A 23,631-nucleotide genomic window follows, 5' to 3' on the forward strand; every position below is an offset into this window, starting at 1 on the left:
GACTACTCGACGGTGACCGACTTCGCGAGGTTGCGCGGCTGGTCGACGTCGAGGCCCTTGGCCGCGGCGAGCTCCATGCCGAACATGTGCAGCGGTGCCACGGCGAGCAGCGGCTCGAACAGCGGCGTCGCGAGCGGGATCCGCAGGACCTCGTCGGCGAACGGCAGCACGGCGGCGTCGCCTTCCTCGGCGATCGCGATCACCCGGGCGCCGCGGGCGCGGATCTCCTGGATGTTCGAGACGACCTTCGGGTGCAGCGAGCGCGGGTCGCGGGGCGACGGCACGATCACGAAGACGATCTGACCGGGCTCGATGAGCGCGATCGGACCGTGCTTGAGCTCGCCGGCGGCGAAACCCTCGGCGTGGATGTACGCGAGTTCCTTGAGCTTCAGCGCACCCTCGAGCGCGATCGGGTAGCCGACGTGGCGGCCGAGGAACAGGACGCTGCGGGTGTCCGCCATCCAGCGGGCGAGGTCCTTGATGCCGGCGGCGTCGTCGATGGTCTGCTGCAGCTTCGGGGCGAGGCCCTCGAGCTCGGCGACCTGCTCGGCGATCTGCTCGGTCGTGAGCGTGCCGCGGAGGGTCGCCAGGTGCAGTCCGAGCAGGTACAGCGCGACGCCCTGGGCGATGAAGGCCTTCGTCGACGCGACGGCGACCTCGGGCCCGGCGTGCGTGTAGATCACGGCGTCGGACTCACGCGGGATGGTGGCGCCCTGCGTGTTGCAGATCGAGAGGACCTGCGCGCCCTGCTCACGGGCGTACTTGACGGCCATCAGCGTGTCCATGGTCTCGCCGGACTGGCTGATCGAGACGACGAGGGTGCGCTCGTCCAGCACCGGGTCGCGGTAGCGGAACTCGTGGGCGAGCTCGACCTCGACCGGGATGCGCGCCCACTGCTCGATGGCGTACTTGCCGAGGATGCCGGCGTACGCAGCGGTACCGCAGGCGATCACGATGACGCGGTCGACGGTCGCCAGACGCTCGGCGATCGGGTCGAGGTCGGTCAGCGTGACCGCACCGTCGTGCACCCGACCGAGGATCGTCTTCGCGACGGCTTCGGGCTCCTCGCTGATCTCCTTCGCCATGAAAGAGCTCCAGCCGCCCTTGTCGGCGGCGGAGGCGTCCCAGTTCACCTCGAACTCGCTCGGGCTGGCCGGGGAGCCGTCGAAGTGGATGACGTCGACACCGTCGGGGCGGATCGTCGCGATCTCGTCCTGGCCGATCGACAGCGCGCGCTGCGTGTAGGCGACGAACGCGGCGACGTCCGAGCCCATGAAGTTCTCGCCGTCGCCGAGCCCGACCACGAGGGGCGAGTTGCGACGAGCGCCGACGACGACGCCGGGCTGGTCGGCGTGCACGACGAGGAGCGTGAACGCGCCCTCGAGCCGCTGCACGGCCTGCTGCATCGCGGTGGTCAGGTCGCCCGTCTGCCGGAACGCCCGGCCGACCAGGTGCGCGGCCACCTCGGAGTCGGTCTCGCTGCGGAACTCGATGCCCTCGGCCTGCAGTTCGGCGCGGAGCTCGGAGAAGTTCTCGATGATGCCGTTGTGGATGAGCGCGAGCTTGTCGCCGTCGGCCAGGTGCGGGTGCGCGTTGCCGTCGGTCGGGCCGCCGTGGGTCGCCCAGCGGGTGTGCCCGATGCCCGTGGTGCCGTCCGGGATCGGCGACGACTCGAGCTCGTCGACGAGGGCCTGGAGCTTGCCGGCCTTCTTGGCGGAGACGAGGTCTCCGGCAGGGTCGACCACGGCGATGCCCGCCGAGTCGTAGCCGCGGTACTCGAGGCGACGGAGGCCACCGAGGAGGACGTCCTGGCTGCTGTTGCTGCCGACGTAGCCGACGATTCCACACATGGCACCGATCCTACGGTCTGCCTGGGCGCCCACCCTGCGAAGTCCCGGGGGTGGGGATAACGTTTCGGCCATGGGACGGTTCGACGACATCGCGATCACGACGCTGCACGGCGAGGACACCACGTTCGGCACGTTCGCGGACAAGGCGGTGCTGGTCGTGAACGTCGCATCGCGCTGCGGGCTCGCGCCGCAGTACGAGCAGCTCGAGGCGCTCCAGAAGGAGTACGGCCCGCGCGGCTTCACGGTCCTCGGGTTCCCGAGCAACCAGTTCCTGCAGGAGCTCGGCTCGTCCGAGGCCATCGACGAGTACTGCTCCACCACGTGGGGCGTCACCTTCCCGATGTCCGAGAAGGTCAAGGTCAACGGCAAGAGCGCCCACCCGCTGTACCAGGCGCTCAAGGAGACCCCCGACGCCGACGGCAAGGCCGGGCGGGTCACCTGGAACTTCGAGAAGTTCCTCGTCGCCCCCGACGGCACCGTGTCGCGCTTCCGACCGACCACCAAGCCCGACGCCCCCGAGGTCATCGCAGCCATCGAGGCGGCCCTGCCCGCCTGACCGCGGACGCCACGCAGCACCGCGGACGTCAGGCAGCACCGCGGACGTCGCGCAGCAGCGCGTGCGCGCGGAGCGCGGAGGACGGACAGGAGGCCCGCCCAGCGTCCGCAGCGCGCGGCACGCACCACGTGCCTCCAGGCCGAATACGCTCGTCCCCATGCCGATCCCGGAGACCGCCGTCGCGCACCCGACCCCCTTCGTGGAGATCCCACGCGACGAGTGGTCGCAGCTCGCACCGAAGGAGCACCTGTCGCTCACCGAGACCGAGATCGTGCAGCTGCGCGGACTCGGTGACCGCCTGGACATGCAGGAGGTGCAGGAGGTCTACCTGCCCCTGTCGCGGCTGCTGACCCTGTACGCGGCCGGCGCGCGGAACCTGCACACCGAGACCAGTCGGTTCCTCGGTGAACGCGCGGGTCGGACGCCGTTCGTCATCGGCGTCGCCGGCTCCGTCGCCGTCGGGAAGTCCACGGTCGCCCGCCTGCTCCGCGAGCTCACGAAGCGCTGGCCGGACACCCCGCGGGTGGAGCTCGTCACCACCGACGGGTTCCTGTACCCGAACGCCGAGCTCGAACGCCGCGGGATCATGGACCGCAAGGGCTTCCCGGAGTCGTACGACCGCCGTTCACTGCTGCGCTTCGTGAGCCAGGTGAAGAGCGGGGCGGCCGAGGTCCGGGCGCCGTACTACTCGCACCTGGTCTACGACATCGTGCCGGACGCCGAGATCGTGGTGCGGCAGCCGGACGTGCTCATCGTCGAGGGCCTCAACGTGCTCGCGCCACCGGTGCACGGGCGGCTCGCACTGTCCGACCTGTTCGACTTCACGATCTACGTCGACGCCAAGACGAAGGACATCGAGTCCTGGTACGTCGACCGGTTCCTGGCGCTGCAGGAAGAGGCCTTCTCGAGCCCGGACTCGTTCTTCCACCGGTTCGCCTCGCTCTCGCGCGAGGACGCCGTGCGCACCGCGACCGAGGTGTGGCGGGCGATCAACGAGCCGAACCTGCTCGAGAACGTGCTGCCCACCCGCTCCCGCGCCACCCTGGTGCTGAAGAAGGGCGCGAACCACAAGGTGAACTCGGTCCTGCTCCGCAAGATCTAGCGGCGGGCCGCGCCGGTGCGCGGGTGCTCGCCCGATTGCGCCCCGGTACGGTCATCGCGCCCCGGAGAGTCGGGGCGCAACGACCGCAGCGGGGCGCGAACGCCGCGCAGCACGAGCGCACCGCGGCGAACGAGCGACAGACCCCTATGCGGCGTCGAGCGCCAGGCGCTCCTGCACCACGGCGGCGAGCTCCTCGGCGATGCGCTGGGCGTCGTCCTGGGATGCAGCCTCGACCATCACGCGAACGACGGGCTCGGTGCCCGAGGGGCGGAGCAGGACACGGCCGCTGTCGCCGAGCGCGGCCGACGCGGCGGCGATGGCGTCCTGCACGCCCTGGTCGGCGAGCCCGTGGCGATCGACCCCGCGGACGTTGAGGAGCACCTGCGGGAAGATCGTCATGCAGGACGCGAGCTCCTGCAGGCTCTTGCCCGTCCGGGCCATCTCGGCGACCAGGTGCAGCCCCGTGAGGATGCCGTCACCCGTCGTGGCGAACTCGTTGAAGATGATGTGGCCGGACTGCTCGCCACCGATGGAGTAGTCGCCCTCGGTCATCTTCTCGAGCACGTAGCGGTCACCGACGCCGGTCTCGAGCACCGTGATGCCCGCGTCCGCCATCGCCCGCTTCAGGCCGAGGTTCGACATCACCGTCGCGACGAGGGTGTCGTCCTTCAGGCGCCCGCGCTGCTGCAGCGAGAGCGCGAGGATCGCCATGATCTGGTCGCCGTCGATCGCGTTGCCGGCGGCGTCCACCGCGAGGCAGCGGTCCGCGTCGCCGTCGTGGGCGATGCCGACGTCCGCACCGGCTTCGAGCACGGCGCGCGACAGGTTGTCGATGTGGGTGGACCCGACACCGTCGTTGATGTTCATGCCGTCCGGCTCGGCACCGATCAGGGTGACGCGGGCTCCGGCGTTGACGAACACCTCGGGCGAGACGCCGGCCGCGGCACCGTTCGCGCAGTCGAGCACGACGTGGATGCCGTCGAGCCGGTGCGGCAGCGTGCCGAGCAGGTGCACGACGTAGCGGTCCTCGGCGTCGGCGAACCGGGTGATCCGGCCGACGTCGGCGCCGGTGGGGGTCGGTGCGGAGTGGTCGTGCATGGCCGCTTCGATGCGGTCCTCGACCTCGTCCGGCAGCTTGCGGCCACCCGTGGCGAAGAACTTGATCCCGTTGTCCGGGGCGGGGTTGTGCGACGCGGAGATCATCACGCCGAAGTCGGCGTCGATGTCCGCGACGAGGAACGCCGCAGCGGGGGTGGGGATGACCCCGGCGTCGAGCACGTCGACGCCGGCAGAGGCGAGCCCGGCCGCGACAGCGGAACCGAGGAACTCACCGGAGACGCGCGGGTCGCGCGCCAGGACCGCGCGCGGGCGCGGTCGACCGGACGCCCGGCGGGCGTCGGCATGGTGTCCGTGTGTGAGGACGGCCGCGCTCGCCTGGGCAAGACCCAGTGCGAGCGCGGCCGTCAGCTCGCCGTTGGCGAGACCACGAACCCCGTCGGTACCGAACAGACGCGGCATTGCGATCTTCAGCCGGTGACGACTAGCGCTTCGAGAACTGCGAAGCCTTGCGGGCCTTCTTGAGACCGGCCTTCTTGCGCTCGATGACGCGAGCGTCACGGGTGAGGAAGCCGGCCTTCTTGAGGGTCGCGCGGTTGTTCTCGCGGTCGATCTCGTTCAGGGTGCGGGCGATGGCGAGGCGGAGTGCGCCGGCCTGACCCGAGGGGCCGCCACCGGTGATGCGGGCGACGACGTCGTACGAGCCGAGGAGCTCGAGGACCTTGAACGGGTCGTTGATGAGCTGCTGGTGCAGCTTGTTCGGGAAGTAGTCCTCGAGCGTGCGGCCGTTGACCACGAACGTGCCGGAGCCCGGAACGAGGCGGACGCGCGCGATGGCCTCCTTGCGGCGCCCGACGGCACCGCCGGAGACGTTGAGGATCTGACGGGGAGCGGCCTCGGCAGCGGCGGGTGCGCTCTCCGTGGTGAAGCTCTCCGGGGTCTGGTCGAGGGAATCAGCGATCTGAGCCATGAGTTTCTCTATGTCCTTGAAGTCGTCGTGGCCGGAACTACTGTGCGACCTGGTCGAAGATGTACGCCTTGGGCTGCTGCGCGGCGTGCGGGTGCTCCGCGCCGGCGTAGACCTTCAGCTTCTTGAGCTGCTCGCGACCGAGGGTGTTCTTCGGCAGCATGCCGCGGATCGCCTTCTCGACGGCGCGGGTGGGGTGCTTCTCGAGCATCTCCGGGTAGGAGGTCGCCGTGAGGCCGCCCGGGTAACCCGAGTGACGGTAGTAGACCTTCTTCGCGAGCTTCGAACCGGTCAGGGCGACCTTGTCGGCGTTCACGATGATGACGTAGTCACCCATGTCCATGTGCTGGGCGAAGGTGGCCTTGTGCTTGCCGCGCAGGAGCGCCGCGGCGTGGGTGGCGAGACGGCCGAGGACGACGTCGGTGGCGTCGATGACGATCCAGTCGTGCTGGACGTCTGCCGGCTTCGGTGAGAACGTGCGAGTCACAGGAGTGCTGCTTTCGTGTCGAGGTGAGGAGTCCGTGAATCCCACTCCGGTCGGGGTTCCCACGGCAGAAGCCGGCGGAACACCCGGGTGGAGGGCTCATCTGACTGTCCGGCGCACGGGGCGCACAGACCAAGGTGAGAGCCTAGCGGGTCCGGGCCACGTCGGTCAAACGCGCCCGACTGCCGGCCTGGAGGCGCGGGGCGGGCCCGCACCGCGCCTCCAGGCCGTTCTGTGGTCGCGACCACCCCCGCATGGTGAGCAGGAATGGTCGGGTCGGCTGTGCGAACCCGACCATTCCTGCTCACGAAGTGCCCCCGTGGGGCGTGGGGACTACTCCGCGGCGGCCGCGGTCCTGCGGCGTCGGACGATCAGCACACCCGCGCCCGCCGCGAGCAGCAGGAACGCGACCAGCGCGCCGGCACCGAGCCCCTCGGCACCCGTGAACGCGAGCTGCCCGTCCGCCGTGATCGTGATCGGGGTCCACCCGATCAGCGTGCCGTCCGCAGCCGTCACCGCGAGGCGGTGTGCGCCAGCGGGGGTGTCCGACGGGATCGTCACCCGGACCGTCCCGTCCGTCGCCACCGTCACGGTGCCGAGCAGCGTCGGGGTCGAGTACAGCCAGACGTTCACGACGTCACCCGCGTACTGCGTGCCGACGGTCACCGTGATGGTCTCTCCCGCGCGAGCCGACGACGGCGCCGAGACGCTCCCGCGGTTCGCATCGGTCAGACCGGTCTCCGACGGGGCCGACGGGGCGACCGGCGTGGTCGGCGACGGAGTCACACCGGCACCAGGGCTCGGCGCGGGCGTCGGCGTCGGGGTCGGCGTGGTCCCGCCGTCGCCCGGCGTCGGGGTCGGGGTGGGGGTGGGCGTCGGGTCCGTGCCCGGGTCCGTGTCGTCCGCGTCCAGGTCGAACCCGACCAGGATCGGGTCGTGGTCGCTCGCCCGGAACACGTCGTCGGTGTACAGGTCCGAGGCGTTGTAGTTGTAGCGGCTGTACTCCAGACCCACCGACTCGACCGAGTTGATGTTCCAGATCTCCACGCCCGTGACCGTCTCGAGGGCGGCCGGGGACGCGAAGACGTGGTCGAGCGAACCGCTCAGCCCGGAGAACACGTACGAGTACTCGGTGGAGTCGAGCGCCGGACCGAGGTCGGTGTAGCCGGCGTCGTCGAGGACGACCACCGGGTCCTCCTTGCTGTAGGCGTTGAAGTCGCCGAGCATGAAGACCTTGTCGGTGCCGTACTGCTCCTGCATGTCGGTGGAGAAGGTCACGAGGGCCTGCGCCTGCTCGACACGGTCGGCGTTCGAGGCGCCCTGGCCGTCGCCCTGGTCGGCGTTCTCGCCGGTGCCGGAGCCCTTCGACTTGAAGTGGTTCGCGATCACCAGGAAGTCGTCGTCCGCGGTGCCGCCGACGGGGCGGAACGCGTCGGCGACGGGCTGACGGGCGTTCGTGAAGGCGTCGTCGAGCAGGATCGTCGACTCACCGACGGGCGCGACGCGGTCCTGCTTGTAGATGAGTGCGAGACGGATGACGTCTTCGCTGGCCGGCAGGGTCGCCGGGGACTTCGCGTACGCCCAGGTGTCCTCGCCGGTGGCGGCGTTGAGGGCGTTCACGAGCGTCGCGACGGCAGCGTCGCGGTCCTGACCGAAGCGCGCCGAGTTCTCGATCTCCTCGAGCGAGACGACGTCGGCGCCGAGACCGTTGATCGCCTTGACGATCTTGACCTGCTGACGGTCGAGGTCCTCCTGCTCGGCAGCACCGCGGGCGTCGCAGCCGGAGTTCACCGTGACGGGGTCGCCCGTGCGGTCGGTGTAGTACGTGCAACCGGTGAGCTGGTCCCCCGTGGTCGGGAAGTAGTTGAGCACGTTGAAGCCGGCGAGCGTGAGGTCGCCGCCGACGTCCTGCGGCTTCGCCTGACGCACGTTCGAGAACGACGCCGGCAGGCCGGCCGCCGGGGTGGCACCGGTGATCGGCGCGGTCGGCTGGAACTTCCACCCGCTGTTGCGGTAGTCGAGGACGACCGGCCCCTCGAACGTGGCGGTCGCACCGACGGTGACCGGGCCCTGGGTGAGCCACGACACCGGGATGCCCTGGTTCGCCTTCGTCAGGAAGTTGGTGCTGGCACCGTCGTCGAGCGTGACCTTGCGCGCGGCGTTCGACGCCTCGGCGGCCTTCGCCTCGGCGCTGCCCGGGCGGCCCACCTCGGTCGGCTGGACGAGCCGGCCGGCACCGCTGGCGAGCACGACCTCGCCGTACTGGTTCGTCGTGTAGTTGTCGGCGACCGTGTAGGAGCCCTGCGGGGCGATGAGCATGCTCTCGAGCGACTCGCGCTGCGCGTCGGCCGACGGGAACGCCACGGCCGCGGGCTGCGGTGCCGCGACGGTGTCGGACAGCTGCTCGAGCGACGACGCTCCCGACACGGTGAGCTCGGTGAGGCCGTAGTACTCCGAGACGGCGCCGGTGACGCGGACGTGGTCGCCCTCGCTCACGAGTCCCGCGGTCGCCGACGAGAACACGAAGACGGCGTCGGAGGCCGTGTGCGTGCCGAAGTCGATCGCGCCGCCGGTCCCCGGGGTCTGGATCGTGTAGCCGGTGAAGCCGCCGGTCGCGTAGACCGCGGTGACGACGCCGTCGGTGGTGACGTTCCGGCCGGCGTACGGCGAGGTGTCCGTGGTGCCCTGCAGCTGCGCGATCGTCACCGTCTCGGCCGGGGCGCCGGGGTCGGTCGGCTCCGTCGGGTCGGTCGGATCGGTCGGATCGGTCGGTTCCGTGGGTGCCGTCGTCTCACCGGCGGCGTTCTTCGGGGTGAGCGTCGTCGTCACCGAGAAGTCGGCACCGTTGTCGTCGGTGTCCGTGGTGCCCTGGCGGACGAGCCCGTTCGGCACGGTGTTGGCGCCCTCGACGGTGCGGACGGTGCCCTCGAAGGTGTTCGAGGCACCGTAGCCGAGCACGTCGACGACGCCGGCGGCGTCCGCGGCGACCGGGCCGGCGGGCAGCGTGACGCCCGAGGTCTGGTCGGCGAGCACGAGCGTGCCCGTGGTGCCCGAGGTGTTCAGCGACGCGGTGTCGTCCGCCGTCGGCAGGTCGGCGCCGGCCGGGGCGTTGCCGTTGCCGGCCATCGACACGAGGAACGTGCCGTTCGCGGGGACGGTGCCCTCGAGCGCGCTGGTCGAGAAGGTGCCGGTGCTCGTCGCCGAGCGGTACTGCAGCGACCACCCGTCGAGCGACACCGCGGCACCGGTCGGGTTGCCGATCTCGATGAACTTCTGGTTGTAGAAGGCGCCGGTGCTGCCCGCCTTCAGGTAGGCCTCCTCGATGACGAGGTCGCTCCCCTCGGGGTTCGCGGTGGCGGCGGTGACGGTGACGAGCGGGGCCGCGAGGAGCGTCGCAGCCGCCGTGGCACACAGCAGAGTGCGCCCGAGGGAGTTGGCCATGCCCGCACGCTACCGACCTGCGGGGACATTCAGGTTGCGTCGAGGTAAATGATTGCGTTCCGCAACATCAGTCGCGGTGGATCACTCCCGACGTGCCCGCGTCTGCTCCGCCCGCTGCGCGAGCTCGTCGTCCGCCGGGTACCCGACCTCGGTCAGCGTCAGCCCCTTCGCCGGCGCCGTCTTGAACGCGCTCGTCCGCGTCTCGGCGACGCGGAGTTCTTCGAGCCGTTCCGCCCCGAACCGCCCCTCGCCGACCGCGATGGTCGCCCCCACCATCGCGCGCACCATGGAGTGGCAGAACGCATCGGCCTGGAGGCGCGCCACCAGCACGCCGTCCGGCTCGCGGTCCCAGCGGAACTCCTGCAACGTCCGGATGGTCGTCGCGCCCTCGCGCGGCTTGCAGAACGTCGCGAAGTCGTGCAGCCCCAACAACGTCAGCGCACCGCGCTCCATCGCTGCCGGGTCGAGGCTCGCCCCGTGCCAGACCGTGTACCCACGCCGACGTGGATCGCGCGGGGCGTCGGCGTCCGCGATCCGGTACTCGTACCGTCGCCAGAGCGGCGAGAACCGGGCGTCGAACCCGTCCGGCGCGACCGACGCCCGCGTGACGACGACGTCCCCGTCGGGGGCGGCGATCCCGTTGACCCGCCGGACCAGTCCGTCCAGCGGCGAGCGCCCCGAGCCGCGCTTGGCGCCGAGCGCGTCCCACTGCTCGGCGGAAAGGTCGAGGTGCGCGACCTGCCCGGTGGCGTGCACGCCGGCGTCGGTGCGTCCGGCGACGGTGAGCAGCGGCGCGGTCCCCCATCGGGTGAAGACGGTCGCGAGCGCGGCCTCGAGCGCGCCCTGCACGGTCCGGAGCCCGGGCTGCCTGGCCCATCCGGAGAACGCTGCCCCGTCGTACGCGATGTCCAACCGCAGCCGCACCGTTTCGCTCACGTCCCCACGGTACCGATGTCAGCGCCACGTCAGTGCCGCGTGAGCGCCCCGCGGCACGATCGACCACGACATCGACGAAAGGACATTTCGATGACCACGACACCGCTCGCGGTGGAGGCCACCGGCCTCGTGAAGACCTTCGGGACGAACCGCGCAGTGGACGGTGTCGACCTCCGTGTCGAGGCCGGCACCGTCTACGGCGTGCTCGGTCCGAACGGCGCCGGCAAGACCACCACCATCTCCATGCTCGCGACCCTGCTCAAGCCGGACGCCGGCGAGGCCCGTGTCTTCGGCCGCGACGTCCGCCGCGAGGCCCAGACGGTCCGCAGCCTGATCGGGGTGACCGGCCAGTACGCCAGCGTCGACGAGACGCTCAGCGCGACCGAGAACCTGGTGATCTTCTCGCGGCTACTGGGGCTGTCCCGGCCCGAGTCGAAGCGGAAGTCCGCCGAGCTGCTCGAGCGCTTCGGCCTGACCGAGGCGGCCTCGCGTCCGCTCAAGAACTTCTCCGGCGGCATGCGTCGCCGGCTCGACCTGGCGGCGAGCCTCATCGCGCAGCCGCCGCTGATCTTCCTCGACGAGCCGACCACGGGCCTCGACCCTCGCACCCGTGCGCAGATGTGGGACACGATCCGGGACCTCGTCGCGACGGGCTCCACGGTGCTCCTGACGACGCAGTACCTCGACGAGGCGGACCAGCTCGCCGACCGCATCGCCGTCATCGACCACGGCCGGGTGGTGGCCGAGGGCACCGGCGACGAGCTGAAGGCGAGCATCGGCACGGCGTCGCTGCAGCTCCGGCTCGCCGACGGCGCCACCGGCACCGAGTCCCTCGCCACCGCGGTCGACCTGGTCGCCCGTGTGCTCGGCACCCCGGCGGTCGCGAGTCCCGAGGGGTCGCGGTTGACCGCGCCGATGGCCGACCCCGACCGGGTGACGGACCTGCTCGTCGCGTTCCGCGAGGCCGGCATCTCCCTGGCGGAGATCAGCGTGCAGAAGCCGACGCTCGACGAGGTCTTCCTCACCATCACCGGCAAGCCGGCCACCGCCGACGCCGACGCCACCGACCGCGCGCTCGAAGGGAGCAACGCATGACCACCACCCTCACCACGGCGGGGACAGCAGCGCCGCGCGTCGCACCCCGTCCCGGCGTCGGCACCACCGGACTCGGCGCCACGATCCGGCAGTCCTTCACGATGGCGTACCGCGGGCTCATCAAGGTCCGCCGCACGCCCGAGCAGCTGTTCGACGTGACGCTCATGCCGATCATCTTCACCGTGATGTTCACGTACATCTTCGGTGGCGCGATCGCCGGCGACGTCGCGAGCTACCTGCCGATCATCATCCCCGGCATCCTCGTGCAGACGAACATCACGTCGTCGATCGTGACCGGCGTCCAGCTCCGCGAGGACATGGACAAGGGTGTGTTCGACCGCTTCAAGTCCCTGCCGATCGCCCGCATCGCACCGCTCGCCGGTGCCCTGCTCGCGGACACCGTCCGGTACGCCATCGCGACGACGATCACCTTCACGGTCGGCATCATCATGGGCCTGCGTCCTGCCGGCGGGTTCGGCGCGGTCGTCCTGGCCGGGCTCCTCGTGATCGTGGTGGCGTGGGCGATCAGCTGGATCTTCGCCTACTTCGGCGTGATCGCGCGGACCGCGTCGAGCGTTTCCGGCATCTCGAACATGGTGCTGTTCCCGCTGACGTTCCTGTCGAACGCGTTCGTGCCGGCGGACACCCTGCCGGACTGGCTGCGCTGGTTCTCCGAGGTGAACCCGATCTCGCACCTGATCACCGCGGTGCGCGAGCTCGTGAACCAGGGCACGGTGGGCGTCGACCTCTGGATCAGTCTGCTCGGCGCCGCCGTGGTCGTCGCGGTGTTCGCACCCCTCACGGTCCGCGCGTACATGCGGAAGGCCTGATCCCCGGGCTCAGTCCTTCCTGAACCGCAGTTCCTCGAGCAGGAGCCGCGCCCGCGAGACGGCCTCGGCCCGGTCCCACCCGGCCGAGGCCGTCTCGGCGTCCAGGAGCACCGTCTCGCCCAGGGCGGCCGCCAGGATCGGCCGCATCCGTGCGTGCGCGAGCACCCCGAAGTCCTGCCGGGAGCCGAGCCGCGCCGCGAGCGCCCAGCACCGCGCCGCCTGCGCCGGCTCGCCGCTGCGGGCAGCGGCGAGCGCCAGACCGAGCAGCGCCGTGCCGATCACGGGAAGGTCCAGCCACCACGGGTGGACGCGCAGCATCACGAGCGCACCGACCCGGATGCGGGCCGCGACCGTCAGATCGTCGTCCTGGAGGCCCGGGGCGGCTCCGTCGGTCCGGCTCGCCGCCGCCTCGTCCGACGCCGCGATCCGCGCCGAGCCCGCCATCAGCGTCCAGTGCGGCGTCTGCTTCCGGACGGGCAGCACGGAGTCCCAGGCGCGGGCGTACTCAGCCGCGGCCGTGTCGAGGGAGCCCTCCCAGCGCGCGCACTCGGCGCCGATCGCCGTCGCGAGCACGCCGATCTGGACGCGGTCGTCGTCGAACCCGCCACGGCCCTCGAGCGGTCGGTGCTGCAGTTCGTCGGCGACGGACCGGGCGCGGACGACGTCCCCGGTGACGGCGGCGCAGAGCCCGACCGTCCAGCCGATCTCGTACAGGTCGTCGTCTGCGCCGAACCGTTCGAGCTGTTCCCGTGCGAGCTCGGCGGAGCGCAGGGCGTCGGTGTAGCGGCCGGTCTGCGCGAGCAGCTGGGTCATCGTGACGGCGATCGACCCGGTGGTCCAGGCGTCGTCGCCCGCCCGGGACAGCGTCTCCGCACGGGTCGCGTACCGCAGTGCCGTCGCGGAGTCGCCGTCGTTCTCGGCGAGCGGCGCACTGAGCATGTTGGCGAGGCACGCGACCCCGCTGTCGTGGTCGTCACGGTACCGGGCGAGCAGGGCGTGCCCCTCGGCCGGTCGCCCGAGCGTCAGGAGCAGGGCTGCCTGCGCGTCGAGCACCGCGAACCCGGTGGTGCCGTCACGCATCACCCGACGGAGCGTCGCCACCGCGCGGACGGCGGTCCTGCGGTCGGTGAACGCCGACGAGGCGCCGGTGACGACGAGCCCGAGGACGCTCGCGGCGCGGTCCTCGGCCGCGGGCAGCGATCGACGGAGGACCGGGACCACCTCGGGGGCGATCGCCACGACCTCGCCGTGCGCGCCCCGGAGGGACCAGTACCCACTCAGGGCCGCGAAGACGTGGGCGACGGCAGGGGCGTCCTCGGCGGCGAGGCTCCAGCGGAGCAGCGTGACGAGGTTGTCGGCCTCGCGGGCGACCTCGCGGAACCGCTCGAGCTGTGCGCCGCCGGTGATGGTCAGCAGGTTCCTGGTCGCCGCGAAGTCCCGGCCCCAACGGATCATCGCCGCACGGACCGTGCCGGTGGTCCCGCGCTCGTCGAGCCGGGCCGCGCCGAACTCGCGGACGGTCTCGAGCAGCCGGTACCGCACCGGGTCGCCCTCGTGCTCGACGAGCTGGACGAGGGACTGCTCCACCAGCTCGGCGAGGTCGTCGAGCGCGTCCGCCGCTCGACTCGGGGCCGCGACGGCCTCGACGGCGTCGACCGCGAGCCCGTCGGGGAACAGCGCCAGCCGGGTCAGCAGGTCCTGGGCGCCCTCGTCGAGCAGGCGCCAGCTCCACTCGATGACGGCGAGCAGCGTGCGGTGGCGCTCCGGGGCGCTGCGGTCGCCGCCCCGCAGCAGTGCGAAACGGTCGTCGAGCCGGCGTTCGATCTCGTCAGCGCTCATCCCGCGGATCCGTGCCGCGGCGAGCTCGATCGCGAGCGGGGACCCGTCGAGCCGCGTGCAGATCCGCCGGACCGTGTCCACGGGCAGGACCGCACCGGGTCGTGCCGCCCGTGCGCGCTCGGTGAACAGCCGGACCGCGGCGCCGTCGGCCTCGACGGGCAGCGGTGCGAGGGGTGCCACCACCTCGCCGGCGATCGCGAGGGGCGCCCGCGAGGTCGTCAGGATCCGGAGGTCGGGCACGGTGGCGAGCAGGTCGGAGGCGAACGCGGCGACCTCGGCGACGAGGTGCTCGCAGTTGTCGAGCACGAGGACGGTCGGACCGTCGGCGAGTGCCCGCACGACGCGGGTCGAGAGGTCGGCTGCCACGGCGTCGCGCAGGGACCGGGCGGACCGGAACTCGGCGATCCCGAGCAACGCGCCGAGCGCCGGCACGATGTCCTCCGCCGCGGTGAGCGGCGCGAGCTCGAACACCACGACGCCGCACGTCGGCGGCAGCGCCGCGGCGACCGCCTGCGCGAGGCGGGTCTTGCCCAGCCCACCCGCACCGAGCACGGTGACCAGCCGGTTGGCGGACAGCAGGTCCGAGACGGCGGCGAGGTCGGCCTCCCGGCCCAGCAACGCGTTCGGCGCGGCCCGCAGCCCGACGCGGCGGACGCTCCCCGTCGTCGGGCCGGACCGGCGGAGCAGGTCCGCGTTCAACCGGACGAGGTCCACGGACGGGTCGGCGCCGAGTTCGTCGGCCAGGCGGTCACGGTGGGCCGCGAAGACGGCCAGGGCTTCGGCGGTGCGGCCCGTCGCTGCCAGGGCGCGCATCGAGCCGGCGACGGCGAGTTCGTCGAACGGGTTCGCCTGCGCCTCGGCGGCCCAGAGGTCGGCGGCCTCGTCGGCGTCGCCCGCGTGCCCGGCGTCCCCGGTCTCGAGCAGTGCCGTGCCGAGTCGTCGTCGGAGCGCGCGGCGTGCCACGGATGCCCGCTCGGCCAGGGCGTCGCCGAGGTCGCCGTCGACGTCGTCACCGGCGCTGCCCCGCCAGAGGTCGAGTGCCGCACGGACGGCGTCCGGGCCGGCGTGGTCGGCGGCCGTCCGCTCCGCTCGGGCGAGGTCGACGTCGTCGGCGCCGCAGCCCAGGGCGTACCCGGTGCTCGTCGACACCACGAGGCCCTCGGCGGTGCTCCGACGCAGTCGGGAGACGAGCGTCTGCAGGGCAGCCCGCGCGCCCCTCGGCTGGTCGTCCGGCCACAGGTCGTCGATGAGCGCCTCGGTCGGCATCGCGTGGCCGCGGGCGAGGACCAGGGCGGTGAGGAACGACCGCGCGAGGGCGCCCGGCACCGACGTCGGTGTCCCGTCGGGCCCCTCGACCGTCACGGGACCGAGGACGGCGATGCGGGGCTGCTCGGGCACGGTGCGAGTCTACGGAGGCGGTGTCGCGGCCGGAGGCGGTGTCGCGGCCAGCGGCGCCGTTTCGGACGGGTGGTGGCACCGGGGGTCGTCAGGCCGCCCGGTACCGCGGGGTCAGCTCCGCGTAGCGCGCGTCCCAGTCGAAGGAGGCGATGCCGTCGTGGTCCCCCGCCGCCTCGAGCGCCAGCAGTTCCAGGTAGGTGTGCCAGCCCGCGCCGTAGTTCCGGCTGGCGACGCGGTCGTGCTCGAGCCGGAGCGCCGCACCGTCGGGGACGGCTTCGACCCGGACGACGAGCGTGGTCTCGTCCTCACCGTTCGCCTGCCACGTCGTCGTGTACGACGTCGGTGCGTCGCACGCGGTGACGGTCCCTGCGGTGAACGCCGACCCGTCGTCGAAGTGCGCCGTCCAGTGCCCGCCGAGCCGGAGGTCACCGTCGAGCGGTGCCATCCAGCGGGAGATCCGGGCCGCATCGGTCACCGCGTCCCAGAGGTCCTCCGGGGTGGTCGGGTACGTCTGGGCGAAGCGGATCAGGTACCCGCCGCGGGGCGAGTCCTCGATGGTGCCGTCGTTCGTACGGTCAGTGCTGCCCATGTCATGGCTCCTCGTGTCGTGGTGTGGCATTGCCTCGGGCTGGGTCATCGCGGCCCCGAGCGGGGCCGTTTCGGCCCCGGGCGATCTCGGTGCCGAGGGCGTCGAGGCGCTGCCGCCACAGCGAGCGGTAGCGCTCGACGGCGCGGTCGAGCTCCTCGACCGCGCGCGGTTCCAGTCGGTACACGCGTGCGGTGCCCCGCGGCGCGGACGACGCGAACCCGGCCTCCCGCAGCACCCGCAGGTGCCGGGAGACCGCGGGCTGCGAGATCCCGAACTCCTCGCCGATGACGTCGGTCAGTCCGCCGGCGGTGCGGTCGTCCTCGGCGAGGAGTTCGACCAACCGCCGCCGGACCGGGTCGCCGAGGACGTCGAATGCGTGCACACCGGCACTCTATAACCAACGCGTTATGAAGTCACGCGGTGGCGCAGCCGGCGTCAGCCCCGCGGATGACCGAACGCCGTCGGCCCCGTCCTGGTGTCCAGGTCGTCGGTGGCCCGCCGCTCCGACTCGACGATGCCGCGCAACGCCACCAGCGCCGCCGAGGTCACGGCAACGTGCGACGGGTTCTCTCGGGATGCGTCCAAGGCCCGTTCGACGTCTGCGATCGCGTCGTCGCCGGCTTCCTCGGGGCACTCGCCCCGGATCATGCACGCCAGCTGCCGCATCGCCGCCGCGAGCGGTCCCGCGAACGCCGGGTCCGGACGCCCGAGCCCCTCGGACACCGGGCCGGACCGCGCGACGAGCTCCGTGAGGTCCGTCGTGTACCAGGCGACGCGCTCCAGTGCGCGGAAGCGGGCACCGTCCTTCTGCAGGCGCGCCCGCGAGCCCCGGAGCGCCCCGCGGGGGTTCAGCCGACGGCTCTCGTGTGCGATCGAGACGCGGGACCGGACGTCCGCGATGGCCCGGTCGAGACGGTCCTGCTGACGGTCCCACGCCTTCTCGTCGCGCTTGCCCTCGTCGAGCACGTTCGCGAGCCCCTCGAGGTGGTCGGCGAGGACCTCGTTCACCGCGTCGATGCGGTGCTCGGCGTCCCAGAAGTGCAGCGGCGGGAAGACCAGGAAGTTCACGAGCAGGCCGACGACGACGCCGACCGCCATCTGCACCAGGTACCCGAGCGAGTAGCCCTCGGCGTGCGCCCCGCCGACCAGGAGCACGAAGAGCGCCGCGGTCGACACCCACGAGCTGCCCTCGCCGAGCACCCGGAACCCGCCGACGAGCACCCCGATCCCGACGGCCAGCGCGACCGCGAGGAACCCCGGGTCCCCGACCCACATGGTGAACCCGGCGATGACGATCCCGAGCGCGATGCCGAGCAGCGTCTGGACACCGCTCCGGATGCCCGCGAAGACCGTCGTCTGCATCGCCACGACGGCACCGAGCGGGGCGTAGTACGGGTACTCGGCCGCGACACCGGGGACGTGCCGGGCGATGAACCAGGCGATCACCGCGGCAGCGGCGGCCTTGCCGGCGTGCAGCAGGCGCGGCTGCGTCCCCGAAGTCCGGCTCCACCGCCAGATCCGGGTCCCCACTCCCGCTACGTGCTCGAAGCCCATCGGTCCCTCTCGTCGTGTCGGGCGGTCACGCTACGGCGTCCGCGCTGGGAGACGTCCCACGGACGCTGTCGGGCGGACGCTGTGCTGCGGGAACGAGGAAGCCCCCGCAGCCTGCGCTGCGGGGGCTTCCTCGTGATGACGCGTGCTACTTGGCGTCGTCGGCCTTCTCGGCGGCGTCGCCCTCGACCTCGGCGGCAGCCTCGGTCTCGGTCTCAGCCTCGACGGGAGCCGACTCCTCGGTGGTCTCGGTCTCCTCGACCGGGGCCTCCTCGGTGGCGGTCTCCTCGGCCGGGGTCTCCTCGACCGGCGCGGCGGCGGCCGGGGCCGCGTTGCGCTTCACCGGCGCGGGCGTGCTCGAGACGGGCTCGAGGACGAGCTCGATCGAGGCCAGCGGGGCGTTGTCGCCCTTGCGGAAGCCGAGCTTCGTGATGCGGGTGTAGCCGCCCTGACGGTCCTCGACCTGCGGGGCGATCTCGGTGAACAGCGTGTGCACGACGGACTTGTCGCGCAGGATGCTGATCACGCGACGACGCGCGTGCAGGTCGCCACGCTTCGCGAACGTGATGAGACGCTCGGCGACGGGACGCAGGCGCTTGGCCTTCGTCTCGGTGGTCGTGATGCGACCGTGCGTGAACAGGGCGTTGGCGAGGTTGCTCAGGAGCAGGCGCTCGTGGGCGGGACCGCCACCGAGGCGGGGGCCCTTGGTGGGCTTCGGCATGTCAGTTCTCCAGTGGTGATGGTGGTGCGCGCCTCAGCGCGCGTGCGCGTTCGCGCGAGGTCAGTTGTTGGACTCGTCCTCGTCGTACCCGCTGTAGAAGTGGGCGCCGTCGAATCCGGGGACGGTGTCCTTGAGGGACAGGCCGAGCTCGGTGAGCTTGTCCTTGACCTCGTCCACCGACTTCTGACCGAAGTTGCGGATGTTCATGAGCTGCGTCTCCGACAGGGCGACGAGCTCGGACACCGTGTTGATGCCCTCGCGCTTCAGGCAGTTGTAGCTGCGGACCGACAGGTCGAGGTCCTCGATCGGGGTCTGCAGTTCGTTCGAGAGCACAGCGTCGACCGGCGCGGGGCCGATCTCGATGCCCTCGGCCGCCGTGTTGAGCTCACGAGCGAGCCCGAACAGCTCGACGAGCGTCCGACCAGCCGACGCGATGGCGTCGCGCGGCGTGATGGCCGGCTTCGACTCGACGTCGACGACCAGACGGTCGAAGTCCGTACGCTCACCGGCACGCGTCGCCTCGACGCGGTAGGTGACCTTGAGGACCGGGGAGTAGATCGAGTCGATCGGGATCTGACCGGCCTCGCTGAACTCCGAACGGTTCTGGGTCGCCGAGACGTAGCCACGGCCACGCTCGATCGTCAGTTCCAGCTCGAAGCGCGCGGTGTCGTTCAGGGTCGCGATGACGAGGTCCGGGTTGTGGATCTCGACACCGGCCGGAGCGGAGATGTCCGCCGCGGTGACCTGACCGGCACCCTGCTTGCGCAGGTACGCCGTGATCGGCTCGTCGTGCTCGCTGGAGACGACCAGGCTCTTGATGTTGAGGATGATCTCGGTGACGTCTTCCTTGACACCGGGAACGGTGCTGAACTCGTGGAGGACGCCGTCGATGCGGATGCTGGTGACAGCCGCGCCGGGGATCGAGGAGAGGAGCGTGCGGCGCAGCGAGTTGCCGAGGGTGTAGCCGAAGCCCGGCTCGAGCGGCTCGATGACGAAGCGCGAGCGGTGCTCGGAGATCGACTCCTCGGTCAGGGTGGGGCGCTGTGCAATGAGCACTGTGGGATTCCTTTCGGCGAAGTGTCCGCTATATGACACTTGGCGGTACGACGGGGCCGACCGGGCCCCGACGGGTCTGTTGAGTTGTGATCACGCGCACCGATGTGCGCGATCGAACGACCAGGAATGGCCGCTTGCCCTGCCCGCCCCGGTCAGGGGACGAGCAGGGAGCGGCCGGTTGCTCCTCGCGTCAGACGCGACGACGCTTCGGCGGGCGGCAACCGTTGTGCGCCTGCGGAGTGACGTCGTTGATCGAACCGACCTCGAGGCCGGCGGCCTGGAGCGAGCGGATCGCGGTCTCGCGGCCCGAACCCGGGCCCTTCACGAACACGTCGACCTTCTTGACGCCGTGCTCCTGCGCCTGACGCGCAGCGGACTCGGCGGCGAGCTGCGCCGCGAACGGCGTCGACTTGCGCGAACCCTTGAAGCCGACGGCACCCGAGGACGCCCAGCTGAGGACGGCACCGGACGGGTCGGTGATGCTGACGATGGTGTTGTTGAACGTGCTCTTGATGTGAGCCTGGCCCACAGCGACGTTCTTCTTCTCCTTGCGGCGCGGCTTGCGCGCGGCAGTCTTGGGGGTAGCCATGATGATCTCCTATCGGGCCTTCTTCTTGCCTGCCACGGTGCGCTTCGGTCCCTTGCGGGTACGAGCGTTGGTCTTGGTGCGCTGACCACGCACCGGGAGACCACGACGGTGGCGGAGACCCTCGTAGCTACCGATCTCGACCTTGCGGCGGATGTCGGCGGCCACCTCACGGCGGAGGTCACCCTCGACCTTGAAGTTGCCCTCGATGAAGTCACGGAGGGCGACGAGCTGGTCGTCGGTCAGGTCCTTGACGCGGATGTCGCCGGAGATACCGGTCTCCGCGAGTGCCTGGACGGCGCGGGTACGGCCGACGCCGTAGATGTACGTGAGTGCGATCTCCACGCGCTTCTCGCGCGGGATGTCGACGCCTGCTAGACGTGCCATGTGATGGCTGCTCCTGTTGTCGATGGAGGTGTGGCGCAGTACCGGTGCTCGGGCCTCCGCCCCGAGGTGTCCCCCCGGCCGTCGTGCGACCGGGGTTCTGGTACTGCGTTGTCGATCTTGAGTTGTGGGTCGTGCTCGAGCAGCCATGCCGCCCAGTGGGCGGCGTCGGCTCCGGTCACACGCCGGGGACTAGCCCTGGCGCTGCTTGTGACGCGGGTTGCTCTTGCAGATCACCATGACGCGGCCCTTGCGGCGAATCACACGGCAGTGTTCGCAGATGGGCTTGACGCTGGGGTTGACCTTCATGGTTCTTTCCTCGTGCTCGCTGGCTTCGTGCTCGGCAGGGTTGCCGTGCCGTTCCTTTCCAGCTCGCGGATCACTTGTAGCGGTAGACGATCCGGCCGCGGGTCAGGTCGTACGGGCTCAGCTCCACGATCACGCGGTCCTCCGGGAGGATGCGGATGTAGTGCTGGCGCATCTTCCCCGAGATGTGCGCGAGGACCTTGTGTCCGTTCGTCAGCTCAACGCGGAACATCGCGTTGGGCAGAGCTTCGAGCACCGAGCCTTCGATCTCGATGACGCCGTCTTTCTTGGCCATAGCCTCACTGTCGCTTGGTTGCTGGAACTGGTGTGATCCCCGAACCGGTCTGCGGGTCGGTCGCCACACCCGAGAGGGCATGACACACCAAAGATCGATCTTATGTGGTAAACCCACAATTGCCAAGTGGAGTCACCGAAGACCCCACACCTGGGGCTTCCGGAACGATGCCTGAACGTTCCAGAGTGGTTTGACGGCGCGCTCCGGGTGCGCGCAAGTGAGCGAACCATAGCGTTGCTCCGCAGCCACGTCCCAGCACCCCCGGTGCGCGGGACCACCGATCGGAGAACACGTGCCCGACGTCACACGACGCCCCTTCGCCAGCCACGGCAAGCAAGCCCGCCGTCGCGGATGGACCACGCTCGTGACCGTCGTGGCCTCGGCCCTCGCCGTCGTCCTGGTGAGCGGGACCAGCGTCGCCGCGATCGCCGGCGCACAGCTCGCGACCGCGCCGCAGACCGTGCAGCTCAGCACCGACGACCAGAGCACCGCGAAGACCGCCGACATCACTGCGATCAAGGGCGGCGCGAACATCCTGCTCATCGGCAGTGACACCCGCGTCGGGCAGTTCGACTCCGACGAGGACGTCGAGGGCGCCCGCAACGACGTCACGATGCTGATCCACATCTCCGAGGACCACCAGCAGCTCACCGCCGTCAGCTTCCCGCGCGACCTGATGGTCCCGATCCCGACGTGCACGAACCCCGCGACCGGCACGACGTACCCGGCGTCGACGTCGGCGATGTTCAACACGGCGCTCGGCAACGGCGGCGTCTCCTGCGTGGTCGACACCGTCGAGAACCTGACCGGCCTGAGCATCCCCTACGCCGGCCTGATCACGTTCGACGGCGTCATCGAGATGTCGAACGCCCTCGGTGGCGTCGACGTCTGCGTGGCGGAGCCGATCGACGACACCTTCACCGGCCTGCACCTCACCGCCGGCTCGCACACGCTCGAGGGCTCGGACGCCCTCGCGTTCCTCCGCACCCGGCACGGCGTCGGCGACGGCAGCGACCTGGCACGGATCAGCTCGCAGCAGGTGTTCCTGTCGGCGCTGCTGCGCAAGGTCTCGTCGGACAACACGCTCTCCGACCCCGTCACCCTCTACAAGCTCGCTGGTGCCGCCCTGTCGAACATGACGTTGTCCGACGGCCTGGCACGGGTGCGCACGCTGGTCGGCCTCGCCTCGGCGCTCCGGGGCATGAGCACGTCGAACATGCTCTTCGTGCAGTACCCGGTGGCCGACGACCCGGACGACAGCGCCCGGGTGATCGTCGACCAGGAGACCGCGCACACGCTCAACGTGGCGCTGCAGAACGACGTGAAGTCCTCGCTGAGCGACTCGAGCACCGGACGGGCCTCCGAGGAGTCACCGACGTCGAGCGGCACGACGTCGAGCGGCACGACGTCGAGCGGCACCGCATCGAGTGCACCGACGTCCCCGTCGTCGTCGAGCAGTTCGAGCAGTTCGAGCAGCTCGAGCGGCTCCAGCGGCTCCACTGCGACCAGCACCGCGACGGCGACGCCGCTGCCCTCGTCGATCACCGGGCAGAGCGCCTCCGAGGAGACCTGCTCGGTCGGCAACTGAGCCGGCGCACGCCGCGGGCTCCACGGCCGTGGACGCGGCGCCTGTGGGCCGCGCCAGGCGGGGCGGACGCCCGCCGCGCCTCCAGGCCGCCCTTGCGACCTCACCGAAAGGAGACGACCGCGTCTCGCGACGGCAGACGGGCAACAGACCCTGCCTGGAGGCCCGTCCTACGGGATCGGGACGGGCGTCACACCCAGCGGGGCCAGGCCCAGCGCGCCGCCGTCGGCGGCCGTGAGGACCCAGACCCCTCCGGGGTGCACCGCGACGGTGTGCTCCCAGTGCGCGGCGTCCGAGCCGTCGAGGGTGCGGACGGTCCAGTCGTCGTCGTCCGCCGAGCTGTCGATCGTGCCGGCGGTGACCATCGGCTCGATGGCGACGACCAAGCCGGGCTTCACGGCCGGGCCGCCGCCACGGACGCGGTAGTTGAACACCGGCGGGTCCTCGTGCATCGAGCGGCCGATGCCGTGGCCCGTGAAGTCCTCCACGATGCCCCACGTGCCCGTCTCGTCGACTGCGTCCTCCACGGCCGCGCCGACCTCGTGCAGGTTCTTCGCGTTGGCGAGCGCTGCGATCCCGTGCCAGAGCGAGCGCTCCGTGGTGTCGCAGAGCGTCTGGCGGGCAGCCGTGACACCGGCGTCCCCGCCGGGGACCACCGTCGTGAACGCGCTGTCGCCGTTCCAGCCGTCGACCTCGGCGCCGGCGTCCACCGACACGATGTCGCCTGGCGCGAGGACGCGGTCTCCGGGGATGCCGTGCACGATCTCGTCGTTCACCGACACGCACAGCGTGTGGCGGTACCCGGGGACCAACTGGAAGTTCGGGATCCCGCCGCCGTCGCGGATCGTGCGCTCGGCGATGTCGTCGAGCTCACCCGTCGTGACACCCGGACAGATCGCGGCGCGGACCGCGTCGAGCGCCTCTGCCGTCAGCAGCCCCGGGCGCACCATGGCGCGGAGCTCGTCCGCGGTCTTGTAGATCGAGGGCTTCCGGAACCGGACCAC

The 23,631-nt window shown here is 71.1% G+C and carries 22 protein-coding genes; 5 read left to right on the top strand and 17 right to left on the bottom strand.

The window, feature by feature from the left end; translation table 11 throughout:
• Window positions 1–2: 2 nt before the first annotated feature.
• Entirely contained in the window at window positions 3–1,850 is a 1,848-nt protein-coding gene (gene glmS, locus EDF19_RS06715; RefSeq protein ID WP_123680165.1) for a glutamine--fructose-6-phosphate transaminase (isomerizing), read from the bottom strand.
• 70 nt (window positions 1,851–1,920) lie between these two features.
• On the opposite strand from glmS, the gene EDF19_RS06720 reads away from it, so the two are divergent.
• Both EDF19_RS06720 and coaA read left to right on the top strand, forming a co-directional pair.
• Window positions 1,921–2,406: a glutathione peroxidase gene (locus EDF19_RS06720; RefSeq protein WP_123680166.1), complete on the top strand. Its 486-nt coding sequence runs from the start codon at window positions 1,921–1,923 to the stop codon at window positions 2,404–2,406.
• A gap of 157 nt (window positions 2,407–2,563) precedes the next feature.
• The gene (gene coaA / locus EDF19_RS06725; protein WP_123680167.1) at window positions 2,564–3,508 is read left to right on the top strand and encodes a type I pantothenate kinase; all 945 of its coding nucleotides are present in this window, start codon (window positions 2,564–2,566) and stop codon (window positions 3,506–3,508) included.
• Window positions 3,509–3,652: 144 nt separating this feature from the next.
• On the opposite strand, the gene glmM is transcribed toward coaA, so the two are convergent.
• From glmM to truA, 5 genes are all read right to left on the bottom strand, one after another.
• Window positions 3,653–5,026 (bottom strand): phosphoglucosamine mutase, encoded by a 1,374-nt coding sequence (gene glmM, locus EDF19_RS06730; RefSeq protein ID WP_123680168.1) that lies wholly within the window; start codon window positions 5,024–5,026, stop codon window positions 3,653–3,655.
• A gap of 22 nt (window positions 5,027–5,048) precedes the next feature.
• A complete protein-coding gene (gene rpsI / locus EDF19_RS06735) occupies window positions 5,049–5,534 on the bottom strand; it encodes a 30S ribosomal protein S9 (protein ID WP_027466716.1) in 486 nt (161 codons plus the stop codon).
• Between the two features lie 37 nt (window positions 5,535–5,571).
• On the bottom strand, window positions 5,572–6,018 hold the full coding sequence (rplM, locus tag EDF19_RS06740) for a 50S ribosomal protein L13 (protein ID WP_017885500.1): 447 nt from the start codon (window positions 6,016–6,018) through the stop codon (window positions 5,572–5,574).
• Window positions 6,019–6,348: 330 nt separating this feature from the next.
• Window positions 6,349–9,456, bottom strand: coding sequence for an ExeM/NucH family extracellular endonuclease (locus EDF19_RS06745; protein ID WP_185022722.1), 3,108 nt, complete (start codon window positions 9,454–9,456; stop codon window positions 6,349–6,351).
• Window positions 9,457–9,537: 81 nt separating this feature from the next.
• Complete coding sequence (gene truA, locus EDF19_RS06750; RefSeq protein ID WP_260216995.1) at window positions 9,538–10,392, bottom strand: tRNA pseudouridine(38-40) synthase TruA; 855 nt, start codon at window positions 10,390–10,392, stop codon at window positions 9,538–9,540.
• A 90-nt stretch (window positions 10,393–10,482) separates the two neighbouring features.
• On the opposite strand from truA, the gene EDF19_RS06755 reads away from it, so the two are divergent.
• Together EDF19_RS06755 and EDF19_RS06760 are read left to right on the top strand one after the other, a co-directional pair.
• On the top strand, window positions 10,483–11,487 hold the full coding sequence (locus EDF19_RS06755) for an ATP-binding cassette domain-containing protein (RefSeq protein ID WP_123680170.1): 1,005 nt from the start codon (window positions 10,483–10,485) through the stop codon (window positions 11,485–11,487).
• Window positions 11,484–12,317, top strand: coding sequence for an ABC transporter permease (locus EDF19_RS06760; protein ID WP_123680171.1), 834 nt, complete (start codon window positions 11,484–11,486; stop codon window positions 12,315–12,317). The genes EDF19_RS06755 and EDF19_RS06760 overlap by 4 nt, the downstream gene beginning before the upstream one ends.
• Before the next feature lie 9 nt (window positions 12,318–12,326).
• Here EDF19_RS06760 and EDF19_RS06765 read toward each other — a convergent pair whose 3' ends face one another.
• The 10 genes from EDF19_RS06765 to infA form a co-directional block, all read right to left on the bottom strand.
• Window positions 12,327–15,554 carry a BTAD domain-containing putative transcriptional regulator gene (locus EDF19_RS06765; RefSeq protein ID WP_123680172.1) on the bottom strand — a complete coding sequence of 1,076 codons (3,228 nt, stop codon included), beginning with the start codon at window positions 15,552–15,554 and terminating at the stop codon, window positions 12,327–12,329.
• An 88-nt stretch (window positions 15,555–15,642) separates the two neighbouring features.
• Entirely contained in the window at window positions 15,643–16,143 is a 501-nt protein-coding gene (locus tag EDF19_RS06770; RefSeq protein WP_185022723.1) for an SRPBCC domain-containing protein, read from the bottom strand.
• Window position 16,144: 1 nt separating this feature from the next.
• On the bottom strand, window positions 16,145–16,525 hold the full coding sequence (locus EDF19_RS06775; RefSeq protein WP_123680174.1) for a helix-turn-helix transcriptional regulator: 381 nt from the start codon (window positions 16,523–16,525) through the stop codon (window positions 16,145–16,147).
• Between the two features lie 53 nt (window positions 16,526–16,578).
• Window positions 16,579–17,697, bottom strand: coding sequence for an aromatic acid exporter family protein (locus tag EDF19_RS06780; protein ID WP_148071050.1), 1,119 nt, complete (start codon window positions 17,695–17,697; stop codon window positions 16,579–16,581).
• Between the two features lie 145 nt (window positions 17,698–17,842).
• Window positions 17,843–18,415: a 50S ribosomal protein L17 gene (gene rplQ / locus EDF19_RS06785; protein WP_123680176.1), complete on the bottom strand. Its 573-nt coding sequence runs from the start codon at window positions 18,413–18,415 to the stop codon at window positions 17,843–17,845.
• 60 nt (window positions 18,416–18,475) lie between these two features.
• Window positions 18,476–19,471 (bottom strand): DNA-directed RNA polymerase subunit alpha, encoded by a 996-nt coding sequence (locus tag EDF19_RS06790; RefSeq protein ID WP_066656999.1) that lies wholly within the window; start codon window positions 19,469–19,471, stop codon window positions 18,476–18,478.
• A 190-nt stretch (window positions 19,472–19,661) separates the two neighbouring features.
• Complete coding sequence (rpsK, locus tag EDF19_RS06795) at window positions 19,662–20,060, bottom strand: 30S ribosomal protein S11 (protein ID WP_017885507.1); 399 nt, start codon at window positions 20,058–20,060, stop codon at window positions 19,662–19,664.
• Between the two features lie 9 nt (window positions 20,061–20,069).
• Complete coding sequence (gene rpsM / locus EDF19_RS06800; protein ID WP_058728274.1) at window positions 20,070–20,444, bottom strand: 30S ribosomal protein S13; 375 nt, start codon at window positions 20,442–20,444, stop codon at window positions 20,070–20,072.
• A gap of 189 nt (window positions 20,445–20,633) precedes the next feature.
• Window positions 20,634–20,750, bottom strand: coding sequence for a 50S ribosomal protein L36 (gene rpmJ / locus EDF19_RS06805; protein ID WP_022903266.1), 117 nt, complete (start codon window positions 20,748–20,750; stop codon window positions 20,634–20,636).
• 70 nt (window positions 20,751–20,820) lie between these two features.
• Window positions 20,821–21,042 carry a translation initiation factor IF-1 gene (infA, locus tag EDF19_RS06810; RefSeq protein WP_017885509.1) on the bottom strand — a complete coding sequence of 74 codons (222 nt, stop codon included), beginning with the start codon at window positions 21,040–21,042 and terminating at the stop codon, window positions 20,821–20,823.
• Window positions 21,043–21,334: 292 nt separating this feature from the next.
• On the opposite strand from infA, the gene EDF19_RS06815 reads away from it, so the two are divergent.
• Entirely contained in the window at window positions 21,335–22,630 is a 1,296-nt protein-coding gene (locus EDF19_RS06815; RefSeq protein ID WP_148071051.1) for an LCP family protein, read from the top strand.
• A 167-nt stretch (window positions 22,631–22,797) separates the two neighbouring features.
• Here the strand turns inward: EDF19_RS06815 and map are convergent, their stop codons facing one another.
• Window positions 22,798–23,631 carry a type I methionyl aminopeptidase gene (map, locus tag EDF19_RS06820; protein WP_123680178.1) on the bottom strand — a complete coding sequence of 278 codons (834 nt, stop codon included), beginning with the start codon at window positions 23,629–23,631 and terminating at the stop codon, window positions 22,798–22,800.

The sequence above is a fragment of the Curtobacterium sp. PhB115 genome (genome assembly GCF_003752025.1).
Taxonomy (GTDB): domain Bacteria; phylum Actinomycetota; class Actinomycetes; order Actinomycetales; family Microbacteriaceae; genus Curtobacterium.

Coding starts and splice junctions, on each gene's coding strand:
- glmM (WP_123680168.1), bottom strand. CDS start 5,026: ATGCCGCGTCTGTTCGGTACCGACGGGGTTCGTGGTCTCGCCAACGGC.
- EDF19_RS06720 (WP_123680166.1), top strand. CDS start 1,921: ATGGGACGGTTCGACGACATCGCGATCACGACGCTGCACGGCGAGGAC.
- EDF19_RS06755 (WP_123680170.1), top strand. CDS start 10,483: ATGACCACGACACCGCTCGCGGTGGAGGCCACCGGCCTCGTGAAGACC.
- EDF19_RS06780 (WP_148071050.1), bottom strand. CDS start 17,697: ATGGGCTTCGAGCACGTAGCGGGAGTGGGGACCCGGATCTGGCGGTGG.
- EDF19_RS06770 (WP_185022723.1), bottom strand. CDS start 16,143: ATGGGCAGCACTGACCGTACGAACGACGGCACCATCGAGGACTCGCCC.
- rpsK (WP_017885507.1), bottom strand. CDS start 20,060: ATGGCTACCCCCAAGACTGCCGCGCGCAAGCCGCGCCGCAAGGAGAAG.
- glmS (WP_123680165.1), bottom strand. CDS start 1,850: ATGTGTGGAATCGTCGGCTACGTCGGCAGCAACAGCAGCCAGGACGTC.
- rpsM (WP_058728274.1), bottom strand. CDS start 20,444: ATGGCACGTCTAGCAGGCGTCGACATCCCGCGCGAGAAGCGCGTGGAG.
- rpmJ (WP_022903266.1), bottom strand. CDS start 20,750: ATGAAGGTCAACCCCAGCGTCAAGCCCATCTGCGAACACTGCCGTGTG.
- EDF19_RS06745 (WP_185022722.1), bottom strand. CDS start 9,456: ATGGCCAACTCCCTCGGGCGCACTCTGCTGTGTGCCACGGCGGCTGCG.
- EDF19_RS06760 (WP_123680171.1), top strand. CDS start 11,484: ATGACCACCACCCTCACCACGGCGGGGACAGCAGCGCCGCGCGTCGCA.
- rplQ (WP_123680176.1), bottom strand. CDS start 18,415: ATGCCGAAGCCCACCAAGGGCCCCCGCCTCGGTGGCGGTCCCGCCCAC.
- infA (WP_017885509.1), bottom strand. CDS start 21,042: ATGGCCAAGAAAGACGGCGTCATCGAGATCGAAGGCTCGGTGCTCGAA.
- rpsI (WP_027466716.1), bottom strand. CDS start 5,534: ATGGCTCAGATCGCTGATTCCCTCGACCAGACCCCGGAGAGCTTCACC.
- coaA (WP_123680167.1), top strand. CDS start 2,564: ATGCCGATCCCGGAGACCGCCGTCGCGCACCCGACCCCCTTCGTGGAG.